Annotated in this window: 17 protein-coding genes and 2 pseudogenes; 3 read left to right on the top strand and 16 right to left on the bottom strand. The window is 57.4% G+C overall.

Translation table 11 applies throughout. The annotated features are described in order from the left end of the window. The first annotated feature begins 1 nt into the window (after position 1). From V8Z78_RS21875 to V8Z78_RS21865, 3 genes are all read left to right on the top strand, one after another. The gene (locus V8Z78_RS21875; protein WP_003054511.1) at positions 2-1,387 is read left to right on the top strand and encodes a sigma 54-interacting transcriptional regulator; all 1,386 of its coding nucleotides are present in this window, start codon (positions 2-4) and stop codon (positions 1,385-1,387) included. A gap of 122 nt (positions 1,388-1,509) precedes the next feature. Beyond that, positions 1,510-2,766, top strand: coding sequence for a glycosyltransferase (locus V8Z78_RS21870; protein WP_003054509.1), 1,257 nt, complete (start codon positions 1,510-1,512; stop codon positions 2,764-2,766). Between the two features lie 515 nt (positions 2,767-3,281). Further along, positions 3,282-3,746: an RrF2 family transcriptional regulator gene (locus tag V8Z78_RS21865; RefSeq protein ID WP_003054506.1), complete on the top strand. Its 465-nt coding sequence runs from the start codon at positions 3,282-3,284 to the stop codon at positions 3,744-3,746. Positions 3,747-4,470: 724 nt separating this feature from the next. Here V8Z78_RS21865 and V8Z78_RS21860 read toward each other — a convergent pair. From V8Z78_RS21860 to V8Z78_RS21785, 16 genes and pseudogenes are all read right to left on the bottom strand, one after another. Then, on the bottom strand, positions 4,471-5,439 hold the full coding sequence (locus V8Z78_RS21860; protein ID WP_003054500.1) for a glycosyltransferase: 969 nt from the start codon (positions 5,437-5,439) through the stop codon (positions 4,471-4,473). After that, positions 5,439-6,365: a hypothetical protein gene (locus V8Z78_RS21855; protein ID WP_003054498.1), complete on the bottom strand. Its 927-nt coding sequence runs from the start codon at positions 6,363-6,365 to the stop codon at positions 5,439-5,441. Before V8Z78_RS21855 ends, V8Z78_RS21860 begins: the two co-directional genes overlap by 1 nt. Further along, a complete protein-coding gene (locus V8Z78_RS21850) occupies positions 6,358-6,987 on the bottom strand; it encodes a PIG-L deacetylase family protein (RefSeq protein WP_003054495.1) in 630 nt (209 codons plus the stop codon). Before V8Z78_RS21850 ends, V8Z78_RS21855 begins: the two co-directional genes overlap by 8 nt. Continuing rightward, positions 6,974-7,876, bottom strand: coding sequence for a glycosyltransferase family 2 protein (locus tag V8Z78_RS21845; protein ID WP_003054494.1), 903 nt, complete (start codon positions 7,874-7,876; stop codon positions 6,974-6,976). The genes V8Z78_RS21850 and V8Z78_RS21845 overlap by 14 nt, the downstream gene beginning before the upstream one ends. After that, positions 7,873-9,495 carry a carbamoyltransferase family protein gene (locus tag V8Z78_RS21840; RefSeq protein ID WP_003054492.1) on the bottom strand — a complete coding sequence of 541 codons (1,623 nt, stop codon included), beginning with the start codon at positions 9,493-9,495 and terminating at the stop codon, positions 7,873-7,875. The genes V8Z78_RS21845 and V8Z78_RS21840 overlap by 4 nt, the downstream gene beginning before the upstream one ends. Position 9,496: 1 nt before the next feature. Next, positions 9,497-10,129 carry a hypothetical protein gene (locus tag V8Z78_RS21835; protein ID WP_349732109.1) on the bottom strand — a complete coding sequence of 211 codons (633 nt, stop codon included), beginning with the start codon at positions 10,127-10,129 and terminating at the stop codon, positions 9,497-9,499. Beyond that, on the bottom strand, positions 10,107-10,382 hold the full coding sequence (locus tag V8Z78_RS21830) for a hypothetical protein (protein ID WP_349732108.1): 276 nt from the start codon (positions 10,380-10,382) through the stop codon (positions 10,107-10,109). Before V8Z78_RS21830 ends, V8Z78_RS21835 begins: the two co-directional genes overlap by 23 nt. Next, positions 10,379-11,773 carry an SLOG cluster 4 domain-containing protein gene (locus tag V8Z78_RS21825; protein WP_050785734.1) on the bottom strand — a complete coding sequence of 465 codons (1,395 nt, stop codon included), beginning with the start codon at positions 11,771-11,773 and terminating at the stop codon, positions 10,379-10,381. Before V8Z78_RS21825 ends, V8Z78_RS21830 begins: the two co-directional genes overlap by 4 nt. Beyond that, a complete protein-coding gene (locus tag V8Z78_RS21820; RefSeq protein WP_003054485.1) occupies positions 11,751-12,443 on the bottom strand; it encodes an NAD(P)H-dependent oxidoreductase in 693 nt (230 codons plus the stop codon). The genes V8Z78_RS21825 and V8Z78_RS21820 overlap by 23 nt, the downstream gene beginning before the upstream one ends. A 533-nt stretch (positions 12,444-12,976) precedes the next feature. After that, positions 12,977-13,156, bottom strand: a pseudogene (locus V8Z78_RS21815) (IS30 family transposase); the annotation flags it as partial. A 59-nt stretch (positions 13,157-13,215) separates the two neighbouring features. Beyond that, positions 13,216-14,524, bottom strand: a pseudogene (locus tag V8Z78_RS21810) (IS3 family transposase); the annotation flags it as partial. 119 nt (positions 14,525-14,643) lie between these two features. Next, positions 14,644-16,254, bottom strand: coding sequence for a methyl-accepting chemotaxis protein (locus V8Z78_RS21805; RefSeq protein WP_182283019.1), 1,611 nt, complete (start codon positions 16,252-16,254; stop codon positions 14,644-14,646). A gap of 34 nt (positions 16,255-16,288) precedes the next feature. Then, complete coding sequence (locus V8Z78_RS21800) at positions 16,289-18,790, bottom strand: EAL domain-containing protein (protein WP_080990270.1); 2,502 nt, start codon at positions 18,788-18,790, stop codon at positions 16,289-16,291. A 705-nt stretch (positions 18,791-19,495) separates the two neighbouring features. Next, positions 19,496-19,651 (bottom strand): hypothetical protein, encoded by a 156-nt coding sequence (locus V8Z78_RS27205; RefSeq protein ID WP_172671687.1) that lies wholly within the window; start codon positions 19,649-19,651, stop codon positions 19,496-19,498. A 19-nt stretch (positions 19,652-19,670) separates the two neighbouring features. Next, positions 19,671-19,907: a hypothetical protein gene (locus tag V8Z78_RS21790; protein WP_003054465.1), complete on the bottom strand. Its 237-nt coding sequence runs from the start codon at positions 19,905-19,907 to the stop codon at positions 19,671-19,673. Between the two features lie 219 nt (positions 19,908-20,126). Further along, positions 20,127-21,086, bottom strand: coding sequence for a CobW family GTP-binding protein (locus V8Z78_RS21785; RefSeq protein WP_003054463.1), 960 nt, complete (start codon positions 21,084-21,086; stop codon positions 20,127-20,129).

The following is a 21,086-nucleotide window of genomic DNA, read 5'->3' as shown; positions in this document are numbered from 1 at the left end:
AGTGAATCTGGACGAGCTGGTCATCTATGTCTGGGAAGGACAGGCCGATATTGCAGAACGGGTAGAACGCTGCATGCTCAATCTAGGCGTAGAAGTAATCGTCGCCGACGGTTTGAGTCGGCCTGTCGTTACCGGAGAACTAGGCAATGCGATTGCAGTAGTCAGCGTCTCAACTCTTGAGGGGGCGCGTTTCACGCGCCAAGGTGTGGAAGGGACTTTCGGCATGCCAGTGCTGTGGGTCAGTGCGAACCAGCGCGAAGCCAACCCCGGCAGCTACGCAACCGAATACTCACATGTACTACCCTTTGACTTCACCGGTGCCGAGCTACGAGCTATGCTTGTGCGAATGCTTCGGCGCATGCAAAGTCATCAGCAACAAGTTGAACGCTCGGGTGACATCATTGCAGTATCCGATTGCATGCAGCAGCTGCTGCACGATGTAGATACCTTTGCCGACTGTGAGCACAGTGTGCTCATCATCGGTGAAACGGGCGTGGGTAAGGAGCGTATTGCCGAGCGACTCCATGAACACAACAGCCGTTATGGTCAAGGCCCGTTTATAGTCGTAAATTGTGGCGCCATTCCCGACGGACTATTCGAATCGCTGTTCTTCGGTCATGCCAAGGGCTCTTTTACCGGAGCTGTCTCCGCACACAAAGGCTTCCTTGAGCAAGCTAACGGCGGCACGCTCTTTCTAGACGAAATCGCCGACCTGCCGCTATATCAGCAGGTTAAACTCCTGCGTGTACTTGAGGAGCGTTCAGTAACGCGCCTTGGAGCGACTACTCCAGTCCGTCTGGATTTTCGTCTGGTTACGGCCACCAACAGGCCTCTACGCGGACTTGTACATGAAGGTAAATTCCGCGCCGACCTATTCTTTCGTCTAGCCGTGATCGAACTGAAGATCCCTAGCCTTGAAGAGCGTGGGGAGCAGGACAAGTTAGCGATTTTCCAAAGCATTTTGTCCAATGTAGTCGGCGAAACCATGATGACCGAACTGGGAACCCCGCCCTTCTTCATTATGGATGCAGTGGCTCAAATGTACTTTCCTGGCAATGTGCGTGAGTTACGCAATCTGGCAGAACGCATTGGTGTTGCTGCACGTCAGACACGCACTTGGGGAGAGGAAAGTGCCATTGAGCGCATTATCCAATACGCTCAAAGTCACTCTGCAAACACATTTCCACCAGAAACGGTTAATGAACCTGTTCTGGCCAATCGTAGTAACTGGGATATGGATGAGCGTAATCGCATTATCTCTGCACTCAGTGCACATGATTGGAAGCGGCAGAATACGGCTCAGCATCTGGGTATCAGTCGCAAAGTGCTTTGGGAAAAGATGCGTAAATACCAGATCAGCGACGGGGAGCCAGAAGTTCCTGTTTGAAATTCCTGTCTGAGATTTACTGAATTCAACGCCCTTAGTGCCACAACTTTAAACGGTCTCATCTGGCCGCCACTGCGCGGCCAAATTCAGGATCGTCAAGCTCAATTAAGACCGTCTATTCCATGCAGGAAAAACCCGTCATTATATTTATCGGTGCTGTATATCCTAGCCAATACACTTTACTATGCAGCCATTTACGTAATACCGGCATGGCAGATAGCTGGTTTATGACTACTCCCGGCCATAAGGCTCGTCATGAGCATGAGTGCGATCATCTACTCTCCTTCCAGCCTGACGGAAAAATTGTTGGTCCCCAAAGCTATTATTACTCCAGCAAGTTAGAGCGCTCTGCCCGTATTTGCCGGGGTGTACTTCAGGCATTGCAAACCTTCGAAAAGGAAAACTGCAAGCGCATTGATCTGGTGGTATGTCATTCACTATGGGGAGCCCCTAATTGGCTTTATGACGAGTTGAGTGCGGCAGTAGTCAGTTATATAGAATTTCCAAGCTATAGGCAGCATGGCTGGGATACTGCATATCCACCGGACCCTTCGCAACGAATGGCAGATCGCAATCAAGAAATGTTGCACTTCCATCAGGTCCTCCTTAGCGATCTAACCATCACACCCAGCCACCATGCTCGATCGATGTTTCCACCACAGTTGCAAGGAAGCATCGCTGTCCAATTTGAAGGGTTCGATATCCCCCCTCCACTGCGGGAGTCTCACGCAGCCATCCGGCACGAAAATGAACGATTCACTGTTGCATTTACTGCCCGTGATCTCTCCAGTGCCAAGGGTTTGGAGACATATATCCGCCTAGTTGATCGCCTTGTGCGTGAGGGAGACGGAGAGGATATGCGGTTTATCGCTATTGGTGATGCTAAAGCCATGACCTATGGATATGAACCGCAGTGGGTGCAGCGGCGTTATCAAGGCAAGGTGGGTAGTTTTCAAGAGCATCTGCTCAAAATTTATCCCGCCGCACAGGTTATTGAGTTTACCGGTTGTTTGCCATACCGAGATTTTTCGCGAATACTAGCCGAAGTAGACTTGTTTCTATATCCACTTCGCTATGGCGTTGCAAACTGGGGATTGATGGAAATTCTGGCTCGAGGTGGTTGCGTGATAGGCTCCAACTGGGGATTTGTTCCTGAACTTGTACAGCATGATGTTAACGGAATGCTGATGCCCGACAATGACGATGCTTGGATCTTCGCAATTCGCCAACTAAAGACAGACCCAAAACGACGCGAGCGCTACTCCAGTGCAGCACTAAAAACAGGTAAGAAATTCCACATCGCAAACGTAGCTCCTCGCTTCATGGAGTTGTTCAAGCTAGCTATGGCCCGTAAAAAAGTAAAGTCCTTGCAGGCATAGAGCTTGGAACGTTTGATTCATCTTCAGCTTATCCAAGCAGAGCATCAATAACGATTTCTATGCTCGGCACATCGCCTTGCGATTCACTGTCTGCCAAGCTATCAACCATCTTGGGGACTGCAGAGATCCGAGCAATTGTTGATGCTACAAGTTACAGCTCCTATCTAGCTGACTGGACATTGTCCGTCGGCTATGTGATCGGCATAGCTGGCTTTGCAGTGCTGTTCATCGACATGATGACGCGTACAGTGCTGAGCCATCTGGGTCAGTAGTTGCGCATTGACAGAGTCATATATGGGCTGCTGCTCGCCACCACGTTGTTGCGCATGCTGGCATTCCCGTCAGCGGGTGGCCTCAAGCCCACGCTGAATGCATCGACTCTGACACGGAGACCAGCCTTTGCTTTGTACCGGTGGCGCATTGCGCCATTGCTAATTTGACAAAACCGGCCACCTGCCGGCCCTCAGGACGCGTCGCGATCAAGTCCTGAAAATCTGTTTGAACGGAATCCGTCAATGCGTCTTACCTTAATGACTGACTATGCGCTGCGACTGCTTATGCACGTGGCCCAGCGACCCGAGCGGCTGTGTACGATTTCCGAGATCTCGCAGGCTTATGGTATTTCCGAGGCGCACATGATGAAAGTGACACACCAACTAGCCCAGCAGGGGTGGATAAAGACGGTTCGTGGCAAGGGCGGCGGCATGCGCCTTGCCCATGAGCCGCAGCAGATCAATCTCGGGGCCGTGGTACGTGGAATGGAGCCAGACTTTGCGCTGGTCGAATGCTTTACCAATGACAATCGCTGCATGCTAGCTGGTGACTGCCGCCTAACTGGTCTGCTTCAGGGTGCGCTACACAGCTTCATGGCACATCTGGACGGCTTCACTCTAGCGACTCTTCTGATCCCACAAGCATCGGCCAACGAATTGCCGCCGTTATCGGTTATACGACTGCGAAGAGAAGCGATGCAAACATGAGCTACAGACCGTTTATCACACTCATCTATTGGGCGGAGTTCAGGAACAGGTAATTGAAGTCCTGATCGAGCTGTGCCGGCACGCCGTCCACAACGCGCACGTCAGGAGGCGGAGAATGCGTTTTCTTGCATCCTTCCACGTGGTCGACTTTTCTGTGAGTCATCGGCTGAACCCATGCTTGGAGGCTCAACAAAAATCTATGCGTCTAAACCAATCTCAGTTGGGCCAAACGGCACAAGAAACGACAAAGGCACGAACAACTCACCGAGCGAGCGGACCGCATCAGTACCCGGCGCCAACTCGGAAGGCTCCGGTAACGCATGATTCCCAGGCAAATGGCGAAGGACATGCGCATTCATGAACCGAACAGTGAACGCCGTCCGCAAATGCATGTGGTATTGCTTGCTGATCCACCAAGCGATAGCGGCTGAACGGGATCGTCCCGCCCAGCAATGCACGAATACGTGAGCATACCTCCCACGCTCCAGCCAACGATCGCACCATGCCACCAGATCACTTGCCTGATCCGGCGTGAAGCATTCGGCGACGCGCGGCACTGCCTCCCGGGCTGGATCGACGTCCGAAAACCGCAGGCGTAGCACAGCCGCAAAGCCGGGCTCGACCTCGGCCTCATAAAAGCGGTCGGAAATCGAAATAACCAGCGCCTCAGGCCCTGGTCGTACCCACTGGAACTGCTCATACGAGAGAAACCACACTCCACCCATCATTCCCCCACATGCCCAGAAGCCGACATCGACTGCAACTGAGCGACCATGTGCTTGGCCTGATCAACGAGCGCATACCGCCCGGCGACGTAGCCAGTCCATCGATGTTTTTGAACGTGTTGAAGGCGCTCGACTGCTTCGGCGGACGTGCACACCAGGATGTCCGCCGGCCATGCACGTTCCGCGCCAGGATAGGTCAGCACCACGGCATCAAGGCCCATGGCCAGAGCCTCCCCGATCGCGTAGCCAAAGCTCTCGAACATCGAGGTAGACAGCAGGACGTCCTTGTCGGCAAGCCATTGGGGCATGTCGTCAACCACCCCGTCGAAGTGCACGACGTCCTGCAACCCGAGTTTTGCAACTAAATCGAGCAGGTGCAGGCGTACCCTAAGGCTTTTCCAGGCCCCGGCAAATGCCAGGCTTGCTTCGCCGCCCGCACGACGGAAATCGGCCAGGATCCGCAAGGCAAGCGCCGGGTCTTTTTTCGGCGCTAGGTCGCCTACCCAGGCAATCTTAGGAGCCTGCCTAGAGCCTGGCTGGTCGTAGTTGACCTTGAACCGGTGCAGATCGATACCGTTCTCGATTACGCACACATGACATCGCGCCATGCCTGCGCAACGTTCGTGCGCGATGCCGAGAATGGTCTCGCTGACCGCCACGCAGGTTGACACATTGGCCCAGTCGATGCGTTCGATGCAGTCGGTATCCAGCGCCTCATAGGAATGCAGCCGCACCAGCAGGGGCTTGCGTGCTAGGCGATTGAGCTTGGAGGCGAGCACAGCATGCTCTGTGGACCAGTCCACCCACAGGATGTCGGCTAAGGCCAGTGCCGGCGCGACCATTCCCAGCGGGGCATACTCGTGTAGCTCGACCCGGTAATACTGTTCCAGAGTTAGTAGCAGGGGCCGCACGAAGGACGTGCCTGGCGCCTTGACCGGATCGAGGATGATCAATAGAGGCTTGTACATCACCGCTGCCACATTCGCTGCAAAGCATCCAGCACTGCCGTCTCAGCCGCGGCATGTCTGTTGCAGGCTTGCCGCTGGAACTCGGCAATGCGGCGCGGCACATCATCCGAGCATAGTTGCCGTACCTGGTCCACGACATCGGCGACAGTCGCTACGCCGGCTTGCATGACAGGCCACCCCAGCCCTCCCAACACCGAGCGCACCTTCGCACCATCCCGGATCTGGTCGATGGCCAAGGTTGGCGTGCCCTTTGCTAGACTGAGCAAGCCGCCGTGCATGCGAGTCGTGATTACTAGGTCGACCGCTTCGAAAGCATGCTCAATCGCCTGCGCTTTTGCAATTTGGCCGTGCAAACGGGTATCGAGGACGACCACCGTTCCCCCAAGCATGTTTATGGCGGCGCGCACCAGCGCATCGGCGGCATCATGCAGTGAAGCATCGGCACCATATTCGCGTTGCGCGTGCCGAAGGCATAATCCGATCCGTTGCATCGCTTGCGGCGCGCGCGGCGGCTGCGGCCGAAAGCCAGCTAGGTCGCCCAAGCATGGCTCGATGCCGTCCCTTGCGATCGTGACGTCGAACGGATTCCAGGACTCTCCATCCTGCGCGGTCAGGACGCTGACGCCGGCAGCCATGCTTGGCACGCTGGCATAGCGGGCCATCAGTGCCGCAAAGGCCGCAGACTCACCGATCAGCGGTCCGCAGACGAACAGCAGCAAGTCCACCTCGCAGGGGGCGAGCGCATCCCACTGAACGCAATCGAACTCGCGCAGTTCCCGGTACATTACATTAGTGCCCACGCTGACTTTATATCCTGCCTGCTCCGCAAGTCGGCAGACGCGCACAACAGCATACAGGTCGCCGATCGTTTCACCGCCGCGCGCCAATGCACCCCACCACGCGATCAGGCACCGCTTCTTATTCATGGTTTTTCTCATCCAATAATGCCAAGTCTGGTGCTAAGGCCAACAGCCGGACCATTGCCTGCGCCGTGCCAGAAAATGCTTCGCTCGGGCCGCACACAGCAGCCAACGATGCGATGACGGTGGCCTGGCTCACGTACACCGCAAGCGCCGCCTGCTTGGCATGGCCCCAGCGAGACACGAAGCGCTGCCTCAGGGTACCGTCGTGTGCCTCCCTGGGCTGGTCAAACGGAGCGAACGCCAGAAACGGCACGTCATGCGTCCGTGTCCAACGAGCTACCAGCGCTGCGCATTGCGTATGGTGGCGATGCCGATGCAGTTCTCCATCCGCACCATGGCTCAGCACCAGCGACGGCCGCAAGACATGCAGCCAGTCAGCAAGCGTGCCATCGTCGAGGGACAATTCCGCGCGTTTGTTGTCAGCCAAGTCGAACATCGTGGGGCGAGCTCCCAGTGCCAAGCAGGCCCGCGCGAACTCATCCCGCCTGACTGGATTGCCGCCATTGGTCGCGGACACCACCTCGACCCGCTGCCCAGCCGCGGCGAGCGCGGCAATTGTTGCCCCGCACCAGATCGTTTCGTCGTCCGGATGAGCGACGACCACCAGTACGTCACATTGGTCCATGCGCCGCGACTTTCTCATCCTTGAGCCGTTGCAAGTGGGATTTGCGGTAGGCTTCGACGAATAGCGCATCGATCACGGGATGCTCCTTCACCTCTAGTGGCAGGAGAAAATCCGCATCCCTATCGTGCAGGGCAACGTCGTAGGCACTGGTGGCAAGCTTGTGAGTTCCGTCGCCGTCGAAGCCGATATTATTTACCAGCGAGACCGGCGGATACAGGAACAAGCCGTCGGCCAAGGCCACAGAGGCAAACCACATAGGCGACCAGGAATTGTCCTGGCCGAGCACGCCCTGGCGTAGCCTATTGGTCATCGACATCCCGCCCTCGGGGTCAAGGAATGCGGCTAAGCCAGTGGACGCGATCCGTTCCAACAAGCGCTCACGGGAGCGGTCCAGCCGGCGCCAAGATCGGGCCCACACGGCCCAACCCCAGCATGCCGCGCGGCGCGAAAATACAGCGCGTTCGCCGAGCGACCCGCGCAGGTCTTGCATGACATATCCCGATATGCCCATCACCTCCGCGTCGCCACCATATGCCTGCAGGCCTCGGTTCATGAAAGTCAGGAAGCCCGGAGCGACCAGCAGGTCATCCTCGACCACGATCGCGCATTCATACTTGGCAAGCATCGTATCGATCGCTGCCACCACCGCCTGTGCCATACCTGCGTTCCACTCGCGTTCGGCCACATGGACTGCTGCGAAGCCGCGCGCGGTGCGGCACAACGCTGCCACCTGCTGCGTCAGTAGCGCCTCGCCTTTGTCGCGAGGACCGTCGACGAACACGTGCAGTTCGCTGTCCCGGGCTTCCGGGCAATCCGCCAAGGCCGCCAAGCAGTACGCGGTCAGGGCCGGGCGCCGGTGTGCGACCAAGCAGATGGGCACCGGGTTCATGGCAGTTCCTGCGCGAGATAGCGTTTTTCGAGCAGTACATCGTCAAGCAACAACGCATCCAATGCCGAGTTCAGGAAGCAGCGCACAGCATCAGCCGGGCTTTCCACCAACGGTTCGCCGGCGATATTGAACGATGTATTCAACAGAACCGGGACGCCACTGAGTCGGCCGAACTCCGCTAGGAGCCGGCGAAGTTTCGGGTTCTGGTCGTGCGCCAGGGTCTGGGGCCGTGAGCTCCCGTCGATATGCGTGACGGCGGCGAGCCGCTCGCGCCAGCGCTCGCGTACTGGGCACACATACAGCATGTACGGGCTCGCGATGCCTAGGCTGAAGTATTCTTCCGCATCCTCGAGCCGCACCACCGGCGCGAACGGGCGAAACGGTTCACGGCGCTTGACGATGCGGTTGAGGTGCTCACGATTGGCGGCGGTGAAAGGGCTCATCAGAATCGAGCGGTGGCCCAGTGCACGCGGCCCCATCTCCGAGCGTCCCTGGAACAGCGCCACGCTACGCCCTTTCGCCAGCAAGGCTGTCGCCTTCTCGTCGGGGGCGTCGGTATGCACGAGCGCTGCACCGCTGTCCTGCGCCATGGCCACCGCTGCTTGGTAATGAGAGGCTCCGTATCTCGGACCGGTATAGGGCGAGACGTCCTCGTAGACTCGCTCCACGCCAAGTTCCACGTGCAGCCCCCATAAGGCAGCGCCTAGTGCGATGCCGGTATCCGAGCAAGCCGGGTTGATGAAGACTTGCTCGAAAATCCCGGAGCGCAGGATCCGGAAATTGGCGACGCCGTTCAAGGCAACCCCGCCACCCAGGCACAGATTGACTTCACCGGTCTCGCGGCGGGCCCATTCGGCGAGATGTAGCATGACTCGTTCGCACTCCTGCTGCACGGCCAAGGCTACGGTGGCGCGTTGGTTCTCGTCCCCTAGCGGCCCGAGATCGACATACAGTTCGTCGTCGCGGCCGCACAAAGAGCCGTAATCGGTCAAGATGCCATCGAAATCGGCCTTAAACGCCGTCGATAGCCGGAGGTCGTTGCAGCCAAATGGTGCCAATCCCATAGTCTTGCCGGCTTCAAGCGGACCGAAACCAATGCGACGGGTGACGGCTTCATACAGGAGGCCAATACCATTTGCGCTGGTACGCGCCACCAACTCGAGCGAGTGGCCGCGACCAACCCAGAGCGACTGCGTTTCGTATTCGGAGCCGCGGCCGTCGACGACGAGCACCGCGGCGCGCTCGAACGGCGAGGTGAAGAAACTGGCGGCCGCATGGCAGGCATGGTGCCGCACCATGCGCAAACGCTGGGCGTCGATCACATTCAGAAAGACGTCCGTGCGGCAGGAATTGCGCCGGAAATCGCGGCGCCAGTCTTGCCCATTCATGGTCCAGTCCAACACCACCAGGTCCGCCTCGCGCGGATCACTCATACCGAGTTCGGCTAGGCAGGCCGCAGTCGACAGCGCCGGGAATGCGCGGCTACTTTTTTCGCGGTCGAGCCGTTCTTCATTGCAGTGCGCGATTAGGCGTCTGCCATCCGCCCCCACGGTAACGACCGCAGCGCCGGTGTCATGCCAGCGATCCTTGTGCAGGCCTAATACGATTGGGGTATTCACATCATAATCCAGTTGTTTGACGGGCCAGTTCGCGATACACGCGCCAGCATGCGACCGAATCGTTGTCCGGCAGCGTCGTTGCCCACGGCTTGTCTTTTCCGACGAAGTGCAAGACCCTCACGCGGCCGAACGGGCCGACAAGTTTGGGTAGGCCACGCCGGTCCCATCCGGCGATGCGATTCGGTGCGAGGCCGGGAGCGCGACGATAGGAGTGCCGGGTGTTGTAGATATGGCCGGGGTCGATGTATGGGCGGCTACGGTTGGCAGCATATGCTGCAAAGTTCATGATGGCCATGTCGTTCCCCCAAAATAGCTCATGGTGCGGCAACAGGCGATCGACGAAGGGACGCATTCGCTCTTCGTAATATCGCGCATCGACTGCGAACACGCCACCGTTGAACGTCCGCGAGTCGAGGTCAGCGCCGGGCACAGCCCCATCCAAGGCATCGCGTGCGCCCGCCAGTTCACCAAGTTGATAGGCGAGCGTCAGCTCAGGGTAGTCCGGCACGCCGCAAATACCTGGATCTGCGACCGCCGCTGCAGCCAGATCGTCGAGCTTGCCCAGTACCACAGCATCGGCGTCGAGATGGATCGTGACCGGATACAGGTGGTCATGCACCGAAAAAAAAACCATAGACGGCGCTCGTGTAGTAATGGCGCATTACTTCGGGGATGACGAAACCCCGGTCGACCGCGGCCACGAGTTTGACACCCTCATGCCGCAATATCGCTGCTCGCTGCGGTAGAGTTAGCCCGCAATCGACAACCGTTATCGGCCATGCCGGATGCCAGACCCGCAGGCTTGCCAGCAAGGCATTAATACCATCAAAAAATTGCGCATCGGCCTTGGTGACGACCCCCGTTTGAGCAGACGTGCTTTCCATCATGCCGCCTTGCGCGCTCCGAGCGCGAGAATCATTGGCGCGCCATCGGCCAGCTTGGGCCAGGCCCAGCGTCCGTCACTTTGCATTGTCATCGAACGATGGAAGCGGTAAGATGAGCTTGGACGCTCCTCCATCAAAACCAGCTCCAGACCTGCCAACAGCATTGCGGTGACGATGGCGTGCAGCGGATGCGCATAGGCTGTCAAGGCGCCGAACTCGGCGCCGGTCGCATAAGACGCACCTCTTTCGTGCGTCATGGTCTGAGCGCAATAAGCGGCGTTACTGTCAGTTTCACACCGCATCAGCCATTTTGCGACCGGGTGCACTTCGACCAGATACATCATGCCGCCGGGACGCAGCACGGCGCAGGCCTGCATGAAATAGTCATGCAGATCGGCAACCCAGTCCAGCACGCCGTAACTTGCGAATACGGTATCAAATTGCCTTTCGCCGACGCATTGTGCGAGATCGCCACCATTCGCATCCCACTCGACAAAGATGGCATCAGCTGCGCAGCGCTCCGCGAGGGCTCGGGCGGCGGCCAGCGCCGGGACGCAGTTGTCAGCGCCGACTGCGCGCGCGCCAAGGCGAGCCAGGCTGATCGTGTCCAGCCCAAAGTTGCATTGCAAGTGCAGTACGTCCTTGCCATCGAGAGGGCCAAGCGCGAGTAGGTCATCCTCGCCGATCGTCAGGCGGGCTAGATCGACCACGAAACCAGGCAGGTCGTAATACTCGCTAGCTAGGTGATCGTGTAGAGCGCGTTCCCACCAGCCGGCGTTGTCTATCGTTGCCGGAACGGGATTCGAGCTGTCTGTGACCCCGAAGAAGGCTTCGACCTCTTGAGAGTGGGTAGCGAAGGTCACGCAATGCAGCGTGTCGTTGCGCCGGAAGGCTAGATTACCTGCGCCGCTGACACGCAACCACTCTTTCCAGTGATTACCCAGGAAGAGCATGGGTCGGCGCGATCCGAAGCCACGATCCGTCGACCACAAGGCGGCCGCGATTTCAACGATACTGCCGATGCCGCCGGGCAGGATGATAAAGGCGTCCGCCACCTCAATCAGTATGCGCAGCCTTTCCCAATGATCGGTGGCGGGAAAGACCAGATCAAAATGTTCATAGGCGATGGCGTCTTCCAGATTCGCACATGGCACCCCGATCGCCGTACCGCCAGCGCGCCGCACCGCGCTTGCGCTGGCCGTCATGGTGCCCTGGTAACCGCCATTGACGATTGCCGTGCCAGGACGCACCAACGAGCGCATGCAAGTCTCCAGTAAGCAAGTTGTCGCAGTGTCACCAGCGCTCACGGAGCTACCGAATACGACATATAGGAACGTGGCGCTCCGCGCCGCCGCTTGCTGGCGAACTGCTTCAGCCTTGGGATGGACTTCCATTGGTGTGTTTCCTGCCCCTAGTATTCAATGAGATGAGTACTGCCAGCTTCTGCGCTTCGTGTTTCGCCCTCAACGCGAAATCGTCCGCGGTGTCCTTTTCGACTGCGCAAAGGACTTCACGCACACCGAGTTCGAATCCGACATATCGCATTGGCAGGTCGAAACAGGCTTGCAGAAGCAGATCGAGTGGAATGTGTTTACCGTACTCTGTGTAATCGTCGCGGTCGGCAGCGGCCGTTATCAAGGCGTGGACAGTCTTGCCAGCCATACCGCCGGTGCCGTATTCCATGGTACCGCCATACGCGAAACCGCGGGCCAATACCCTCTCGACCCAACCTTTTAACACCGCCGGCATGCCGAAGAACCAGATCGGAAAGATAAATACGACATGGTCTGCCCACATCAGATTGTCTTGCTCGATCCTGATATCCGTTGCAAAGCCATCGCACCGCACTGCCAGCTTTTGTGAGGCTCGATAGCTGGGTTGGAATGGCAGAGTCGGTAGGAAGTCTAAGGGGCCTGCGATTGGATTGAAGCGGCTAGCGGCAAGGTCGCTTAAACGATACGCAATGCCGACTCGCTCCAGTGCACCTGTTATCGCCTCCGCTAGCACGCCGCCTTTAGTGTGCGGCGTGGTGTGGCAACATATGATGAAGACGCGGATGGTCATATGATGGACAGGGTTCAATATGCTGCCAGTTTCAGCCCTTGAATGAGTGTTGTGATTTCTTTCTAGGAAAGCACTCCCTCTGCAATGAGTTGTTCGAGGAGAGTCCGCCACTCATCTGCTTTCCACTCTTCATCATTGAATTTGTTCTTTTCTGGCATTTATCTTCCCTGGGGCGAGCATGCTGACAAGCTTGGTTGCCTCAGAAGTGGGTCTTGCTAGGGATGCTATGTACAAATCGCTTTCCTAGAAGTCAAACAATGGCGAACAAGTGCCTGTAAGTCTCGAGATACATAGTTTACATTTTATCGAAACTGAATAGAACAACGCAAACGATCTCGCATCCCCCTGCCTGAATCGCCCCCAGACTCCATATATCCTTCCGAGCTCCAACTGCAATAGGTGTTCAACCAATTCGATGAAGTACAGGAAAGTTGATTGGGATTCACTCGGCATCCGCAAATATGAATGAGCTCCATTTCACCTGCGGCCAATGCCCTAGAGATTTCTTCTCGCTCAGACATGGTCAATGCTCAGCGAGACCGACGCCTCGCTGGTGGCCGGATGCCGCCCGTCGCACTCAAGATGGTGTGAATGAAGGTGTGTGGTCGATCAAACAGCTTGCCGATCTCGTGCAAGGTATCGCCAACTTTCCAGCAATCCCACATCAGGGCTTTCTGCACTTCGGTGTAGTAAATCCGCAGTCTTTGCTTCATGCCAACGCTCCTTGCGCCAGTGGCGGTCATTGTGTTGCATTGACCATTTGAATATATACCGGTGAGTAGCCTTTGCGTGACATTGAGCGCACTAACTTGGCATCCGCGATGTGTGACAACCATCCTGGCCAGCGATAGTGGGCGCCTCGGTCGGAGTGAACCACAGGTTGCACCTCGCTGTCATTCAGCTTGGCGATCGCGGCATCCAGCATCGTGTTGACCAGTTCAGCGTCAGGGCGTGTTCCGATAGACCCGCTCACCACCAATTCATCGAAGCAATCGATCATGGGCGAGAGATAGACTTTGCCGGCTGGCAGTTGGAACTCCGAGATGTCGGTCAGCCACTTCTGGTTAGGTGCAGTGGCATTGAAGTTACGGTTCAGCAAGTTCTCAGGGGCCGGGCTGATCTCTCCCAAGTAGGAGCCAGTTTGGGCGCAGCTGCCACCAGCCCTTCCTGCTTCATCAGGCGCCGAACCACCTTCTCCGAGATCCACACGCATTGCCTGACCAGTGAGGCCTGGATGCGACGGCAGCCATAGCGCTATGGTTGCGCTCGAAGGTGTCGGTGATCGTTCGGCGCACAGCGACATACTTCTCGCCAGCGTTGGACCGAGCTCGATGGTAGAAGTACGTGCTGCGAGCCAGGACTAGCGAGGCGAGCAACTCGGCAAGCGAGTACACATGGCGCAGGGCATCAACCAGAAGTGTCTGTTCCCGATTGCTAAGGAGATGAAGGATGATGCCCTGATTCTTTTTTAGGAGCTCATTCGCCTTCTTCAATAGCTCCTGCTCCAACTGCAACCGTCTCACTTCACGGCGTAGTGTCTGGAGTTGCTGCTCCAACTGAGGCAGCTCCGAACTCGTTGAAGAATCATTGAAGCGCTTCATCGATGCGAGAGCCTCTGGCCCCAATAGTTCATTGCGCCAGTTGTACAGCGTCTCTCGACACACACCAACATCGTCAGCAATGGCTTGGGCACTTCCTTACCGTGTGCACAGCGCAAGCACCGCAGCGTGCTTGTTCTCGTTCAACGATGCTCCGAGCATGCGTGGCCGAGCCCGGGGATTGAGCTCTTGAACCCAAGCGTGAAGTGAGGCCCTCCCGGGATAGCCAAGAGCCTTGATTGTGAAAGCCACGCAGCGCCCGTGCGTCAGATAGTGCTCGACGGCCCGAGCCTTTTGCTCCCGGGTGAACTTCGGCGGGCGAACAACCGCGGTCTTCAAGTCCCGATCCTGCTCGTACTCGCAGTGCCTGCCCTTGAGCGAATTCTTGCAGGGATAGCCCAACTGCTGAATGGTTGCCGCGACTCGTTTGCCTAGCTTGATGTAGAGCATCACCGAGCGGATTCGATCTTCGTATGAATACATGAACTACCTCTCAGTAGTCCAAGTTTTTGTCCGCATCCCCCAATACCATCTGTTTTTCGAACGCATGGGCTGGTTGGAAGGTCTCTAGGCAGATAGACAAACACTACCTATTCTTTCATTTACCGCAGCCGATTTATTCGCCGCAGTTCCACTGCATTGGCTTGCGACAAAGGCGCTTCGCCGCGCTCGAGACGGAATAGGCGCATTGAGTTGCTCACACTGTTTACTTGACCTCGCAGCGATTGCGCGGCTGCGGCCAGTTCCTCCACCATCGCAGCGTTTTGTTGGGTGATCGAGTCCATGTGCGCCACAGCAGCGTTGACCTGTGAGATACCGGTTTGCTGCTCTATGGCTGCGGTACTAATTTCACCCAGCACAGCACTTACGCGTTGCACCGCTGACAATGCTTCGGCCATGCGCTCGCGCGCTTCGCCTGTAGCGGTGGCGCCCGATGCCACGCGCTCGGCCGAGTCGCCGATGAGCTGCTTAATATCGCGCGCTGCCTGGGCGGTGCGTGCAGATAGCGTGCGCACCTCCGACGCCACCACAGCAAAGCCCCGCCCAGCCCCTCCCGCACGCGCAGCTTCTACGGCTGCGTTCAGCGCAAGAATATTCGTCTGGAAGGCCACGCCCTCGATGAGGTGCACGATGTCTTCAATGTGTCGTGACGATTCAGCGATGCCCAGCATGGTCTGGCCCACGGCCTGCACGGCATCGTTGCTGCGTTGTGTGATGCTCGAAGCTTCTTCTGCAAAACAGGCGCCACGGCTGGCGGCTAGGGCGCTGTTATGCACTGTGCCATTAATCTGCTCCATGGATGCGGCAGTCTGCTCCAGGCTGCTGGCTTGAGTTTCGGTGCGGGACGACAGGTTGTGGTTGCCGCTGGCGATTTCCTGCACGGCAATCTCCAGGTGCCCTACCTCCTGGCGCACGTCGCTCACCACAGTGCGCAAGTTCACACTCAGTTGAAACAGTGCGCGCTGAAGATTTCCGACACTGCCGCTGGCACCTGTACGCATTGCGTGCGACAGGTCTCCAGATGCCAGCTGATTGGCATCGTGCACAAGTTCTTGCAGCGGCGCGATAGCCAGCGAGTGAGTCAGAAAAGACGACACAGCCACGGCCAACAAGGCCGCACTGCCCGTGACTAGCCAGGGGACATTCAGCCACGTGAGCAGTAGCGGAAGCATTACAGCTAGCGTCAGTACCAGCAGCAGGCGCACAAACGTAGAAGGAGCCAGTAGCCGCGTCAAGCGTCCACTCAGATTTTGGCGCAGTACGGCTCCATGGTGTAGCGTATGGACGGCACATCCAGCTTCCGCCTCGGCACGCATGGTGGCATAGAGCCTTTCTGCGACAAGCACATGTTCGCGCACAGGGAACGTGCGCACCGACAGGAAGCCCGTGATCTGCTCGCCGTCACGCAAGGGTGTGATGTTGGCCTGTACCCAGTAAAAATCTCCATTCTTGCGGCGATTTTTCACGATGCCGGTCCAAGGAAGGCCTGCCGATATGGTTTGCCACAAATCGCGGAAAGCCTCGGCGGGCATTTCAGGGTGGCGGATCAGGTTGTGGGGCTGGCCCAGCAACTCCTCGTGTGCGAAGCCGCTCACGTGAACGAATGCGGGGTTGCAATAAGTGATACGGCCCTTGGTATCCGTGACCGAGACCAGAGTGTCTCGCTCCGGAAACGTGAACTCATTGGTAGTGACTGGCAAATTGATCCGCATAGAATATTCTTTTTTATGGTGTTTTTGAGGAGGGTCAGAGGGACAGCCAGTCGCGTGTCAACTCGGCTGCGGGAACAGCTTTCGAGAAAAAGTAGCCTTGTACTTCGTCGCAGTGCAGGTCGCGAAGTTTGTCGAGTTGGCTTTGTGTTTCCACGCCTTCGGCCACCGTCCGCAGTTGCAGCGCATGGGCCAGGCCAATGACTGCTGTCACGATGGCGAGACTGCCAGGCTCGCTGAACATGCCGCGTACGAAAGACATGTCGATCTTGAGCCGAGAAACGGGAAAGCTCTGTAGCCGCGCCAGCGAAGAGTAGCCAGTGCCAAAGTCGTCGATAGATAGCGTGAAGCCCTGTTTCACTAACTGGGAAGCAACGCGCTTAGCCTTGGCAGGGTCATGCATCAGCGCCGACTCGGTGATCTCCAATTCGATGCATCGAGGGCTTACGGCGTGCGTGCGTACGATTGCCAAGGCACGCTCGGAGAAGGAGTCACTCATCATCTGCGTAGCCGATACGTTGACGGCAATCACAGGCGGCTGAGCTATGCCGGCAGAACTCCAGGCCCGCCACTGACGAGCTGCGGCGTCCAGACTCCAGTCGCCGAGCGCAATGATAAGGCCGCGTTCCTCTGCGACGGAGATAAACTCGGCGGGGCTCACCCAGCCCCATTCTTCGTCGTGCCAACGTGCAAGCGCTTCCACGCCGTATAACGTATTCGAATCTAAGGCTATCTTGGGCTGGAAGTGCAATTCCAAACGTGACTGAGCGAGAGCCTCTTCCAGCTTTGCTCCAAGTGCTATGCGCCGCTGAAGCCGGTGGCCCATTTGTGCATCGTAGAGTTGGCAATTACCACCGCCTTGCGTCTTGGCTTGGTACATCGCAATATCCGCGCGCTGTAGCAACTCGTCTACGCTGTGACCGTGCGAGGGATAAAGAGCTACTCCGACGCTTGCCCTCACTTCGAAACAAAGATCGTCTACCCTCAAGGGACTTGACAATGTTGCGCAAACCTCGTGGGCCAAGGCCATAGTATCGTTGCCTTCGGTGAGTGCACGCACGAACATAAATTCATCGCCTCCCAGGCGAGCCACCACCCCGTCTCCCCCGAGCATGCGTTCGCACCGCCTTGCCACTTCAGCAAGCAAGTCGTCCCCCACCACATGGCCTTGCGAGTCGTTGATCTCCTTGAAGCGATCGAGATCAACGAACAGCACAGTAGCTTGCTGGCCTCGTTGGCCTGCTATGTCGAGCAGGCGCTGAGCCAAATCTATGCCGTGAAAGCGATTAGGTAACCCAGTGAGCGCATCAAAAAACGCCAGCTTCTCCATGCGCCGTTCGGTCCGTTTGCGTTCCGTGATGTCGAGTAGCGTGCCATAGCCCCGGATCGGTTTGCCAGTTGCGTCACGCTCGATCGTGCCCAGTGCATCTACCCAGCGGACGCTGGTTCCATCCTGGATGCGCATTTCGAACGCGTAATGGCCAGTGGCAAGCCCTTTTTTCCATTGGGCATCTGCGAAGGCGCGGTCTTCTGCATGTACACAGCCAAGTAAGTCTGCATATTCGAAGGGCTGATCCGCTGCCCATCCAAGGATACGTGCAGCTTTTGGCGTGAGGGAAGGCTTGCCGTCAAAATATGAGAGCCAGGTACCGATGTTGGCTACCTCCTGGGCATTGAGTAAATCACGAGTGAGTTGTTCCTGTTTGCGCAGATCTTCGACAGTGATCAACAGCCGTGACTGACCTTGGCTATCGGGCTGTTGCAGGGAGTGGACGGTGATGGAAACCGGGATCGCCAATGCTTGAGCGTGGAAATGTAGTTGCGACCTTCCCCTGGCATGTTGATGCTGTAGCGCTTGCTTCACCAGTGCAGGTAAGCTGCCTACATCCATAAAGGCCGGTAGCGGGTCTCCTTTCGCTAGCGCCATGGGTGTTTGGCCTGCGAGTTGTGCGAAAGCCTGGTTGGCAAACACCACATTCAGCTCATCCGTGACCACAAGCGTGCCATGGGGCAGGTGCGCGAAAGCTGCGCCGTAATCTCGAAGTTCGGCGATAAGCGTATCGCGATGTGCAATATAGCTATCGATAGCCAGCCCGATATCCAGCAAGACCACTTTGATCAATGCCTGGATTGCATCATTGCGCTGCTCTGGCGTCAGTCCGGGCAGCCTGGTGATTCGCGGCAGGAGTTCGGTGAGGTAGTGACTGTAGGCGCCCAGATACCAGCCGGGCGACAGTCCAATACGCGCATGAGCCAAACCCACATGTTGGCGCTCATCTCCATAGGCCTCGTCATAGGTGCCTTTTGTGAGCCTGAGAAAGTAACGCATTTGTAGCGTCTTGAGCCTGTGCAGTGCCTCGTCGTCCGGCAGCAATGCACGCATCTCAGGAAAGGAAAGCAGGTGACGGTAGAAGCCTTCCACGAAGCCGTGTGCCTGGGTGCCAAGGGCGTCGTGCAGACTCCGCATGGCATGCTCATCCTGAACGGTGAGGCAGAGAAAGTCTTTACGGCGTTTGAAAGTTTGGAAGGTTTCTGTCAAGGATTTTTCTTATTTTCTTTGAAGAAAAACAATGTTATTAGATGTAACTTTCGAAATTCTGACCGATGGATGCAAGCTCTTGATGTATATCAAGTTTTATGCGATCTGCTACCGCTCAATCGCCAATATTCAGATCTATTGCTGTTCCTCACTCGCTACACCTCATCCACTTTGCGGCTCTCGCGCACAAGCGGGAGCGTGAGGTCGTGAACCTGCATAGGCTTGGTCTGCTTAACGACCTCCAACTGACATAAGTGCTGTCTCGGAACACCTAGTAATGAGTCGACGCTAATTGAGGGCCGAATTGGGGTAGATCTGCAAATAGGTTCTGCTTCATCGTCTTACTGCTTCCAGACTTGATGTGTCACAAAGTTACGTCGGCGTGAAGGGGCGCTCATGAGTGGTAGTTTGAGTTCTCGGATGGGCCAAGAAACAGACATCCTGAGACGTGCGCACGAATGTGCGGATTCCGGCTGAGTTGACCACCTGTGCCGGTTGCGACTGACAAGGCTGCTGTTCGTGACCGACCGAGTTCGGCCATGAGCAGACTCCCATAGTGCACCTCCGAACTACAACTTCAGTCTGATCTGAGTCATTCATGGCCCAGTGCCTGAGCCACAACAAGGGCCAACACCAGTCGTTGAGCGCAGTCTGTCCTGAACGGCCGCTTCACCCTCGGGACCCGCCACTCGATTGCGCGGTTTGCTAAGTACTGGCTCGAAGGACCGCTTCTACGTGCCGCCACGGCCTGGGGGCAGCCAAGCGACCATAATGAGCCAACAAGACCGCATCAATGGCATCCGTCTTGCGGAGCATGCCCAGGCCTCGCGCTAGCGAACGAACCTGCGCAGGATTGACCACCGAGACAAGTAGGCCAGCGTCATACAGCCGCGTTGCGGCGATCCACGGCGATAGAGCGAGCCCAGGTGATCAAGTCCAGAACGCCCTGACCATCATTGACAAAGGTTCGCGGTCGCTTGACACGCTGACCCTGCTCGTCAAGAACCGCACAGTCCAATTTGTCGCGGGACACAACGAGGTCAACCAGCGCGTGATCGCCAATGCTGATGACAAGTTCCGCTTTGGAGACATCTACTCCGATAAAGGTCGCTTGCATAAAAGCACCTCCAACAAAGACAATGACTTCGTCGAGGCGCCTGCTCCACCCAAGTGCGTTGGCTTGCCTTCAGATCGGTAGTCATGCAGAGTCCAAAGATTGCATGCTGCTCAGTTTTATATCGACGCTATTAGGTGGGGTGGGAGGGGTCGTCTGCGCAAGCAGCCATCTATGCATAGCCTCTGCCAAATCCAAACACCCACCCAATGGCCGATTCGCTCACTGCGAGTGTATTTCCGTGAGCCCAGGCGATGGGCAAGAACCTTCGAAGGGTTGCAAGAGCGGATACTCATCGCCCTGTGACCACTGGACCAGCAGCGGTAAGCCCTCGTCCAATAACACTACCCCCTTGAGACGCAGCAGGTGCGCCCCCAACCGTGAACCAAGCCAGGCCTTCCATGCATCAAGCGCCATGGGCTGCGGCAAGGGAATGAAGCGGCTTTGGACGCCATGCACAGACTCGCCTATCGGCGCATAGCCCGAACGTCCGCCGAGACGGACCGCTGCGAATCCAGCTCCACGAGGCACGGCCGCGGATAAGCGGTTGCCGAGCGACCGACCCGGAGTGGCGGCGGCCATGTCATTCCAGTCGAGAGAAGCCATCGCCGACTGCAAAACTCGGGCCTGAGGCGCATATGCTTGGATCAAAGTGGACAGCGACGCGATGGCAGCGGGTTCGGCACGATCCACTTTGGTGAACACCACCGTATCCGCCGCTTGAAGTTGTTCACGGGCTTGCGTCTGGGCTTCGATGCCCTCGCACCCGGCCGTGGCACTCACGGTCGTCACAACGGCATGCAGCACATAGCGCTCCCGCAAAAGCGGCACCAGTTCGAAGAGTTGGCTGATCGGCCCCGGCGCGGCCAAGCCCGTCGTCTCGATCACTACAGTATCGAAGTGGGGCCGCTCGCGCCGCAGCCGTGCCCACCAAAGCTCGGTCAGCGTCCCCTCCAGGCCGGGCAGGCCGTTGCAGCAGATGCACTGGTTGGCCAAAAGCGTCGAGGCGCTATCGGCGCTGCGAGACAGGATGTGGTCATCGAGCCCAACTTCCCCAATTTCATTGATGATCAGCACCGCATGCGCCAGCCCGGCGTGGCGCAGCCATCGGTTCAGCAATGTGGTCTTGCCGCTGCCCAGATAGCCTGTGACGACCCAGACGGGAATGGGGGAGTTTTTCAT

The sequence above is a fragment of the Comamonas sp. wu1-DMT genome (assembly GCF_040187805.1).
GTDB lineage: Bacteria > Pseudomonadota > Gammaproteobacteria > Burkholderiales > Burkholderiaceae_C > Comamonas > Comamonas thiooxydans.
Note: the sequence above shows the minus strand (reverse complement) of the source record. Positions and strands in the feature narration are given on the sequence as shown.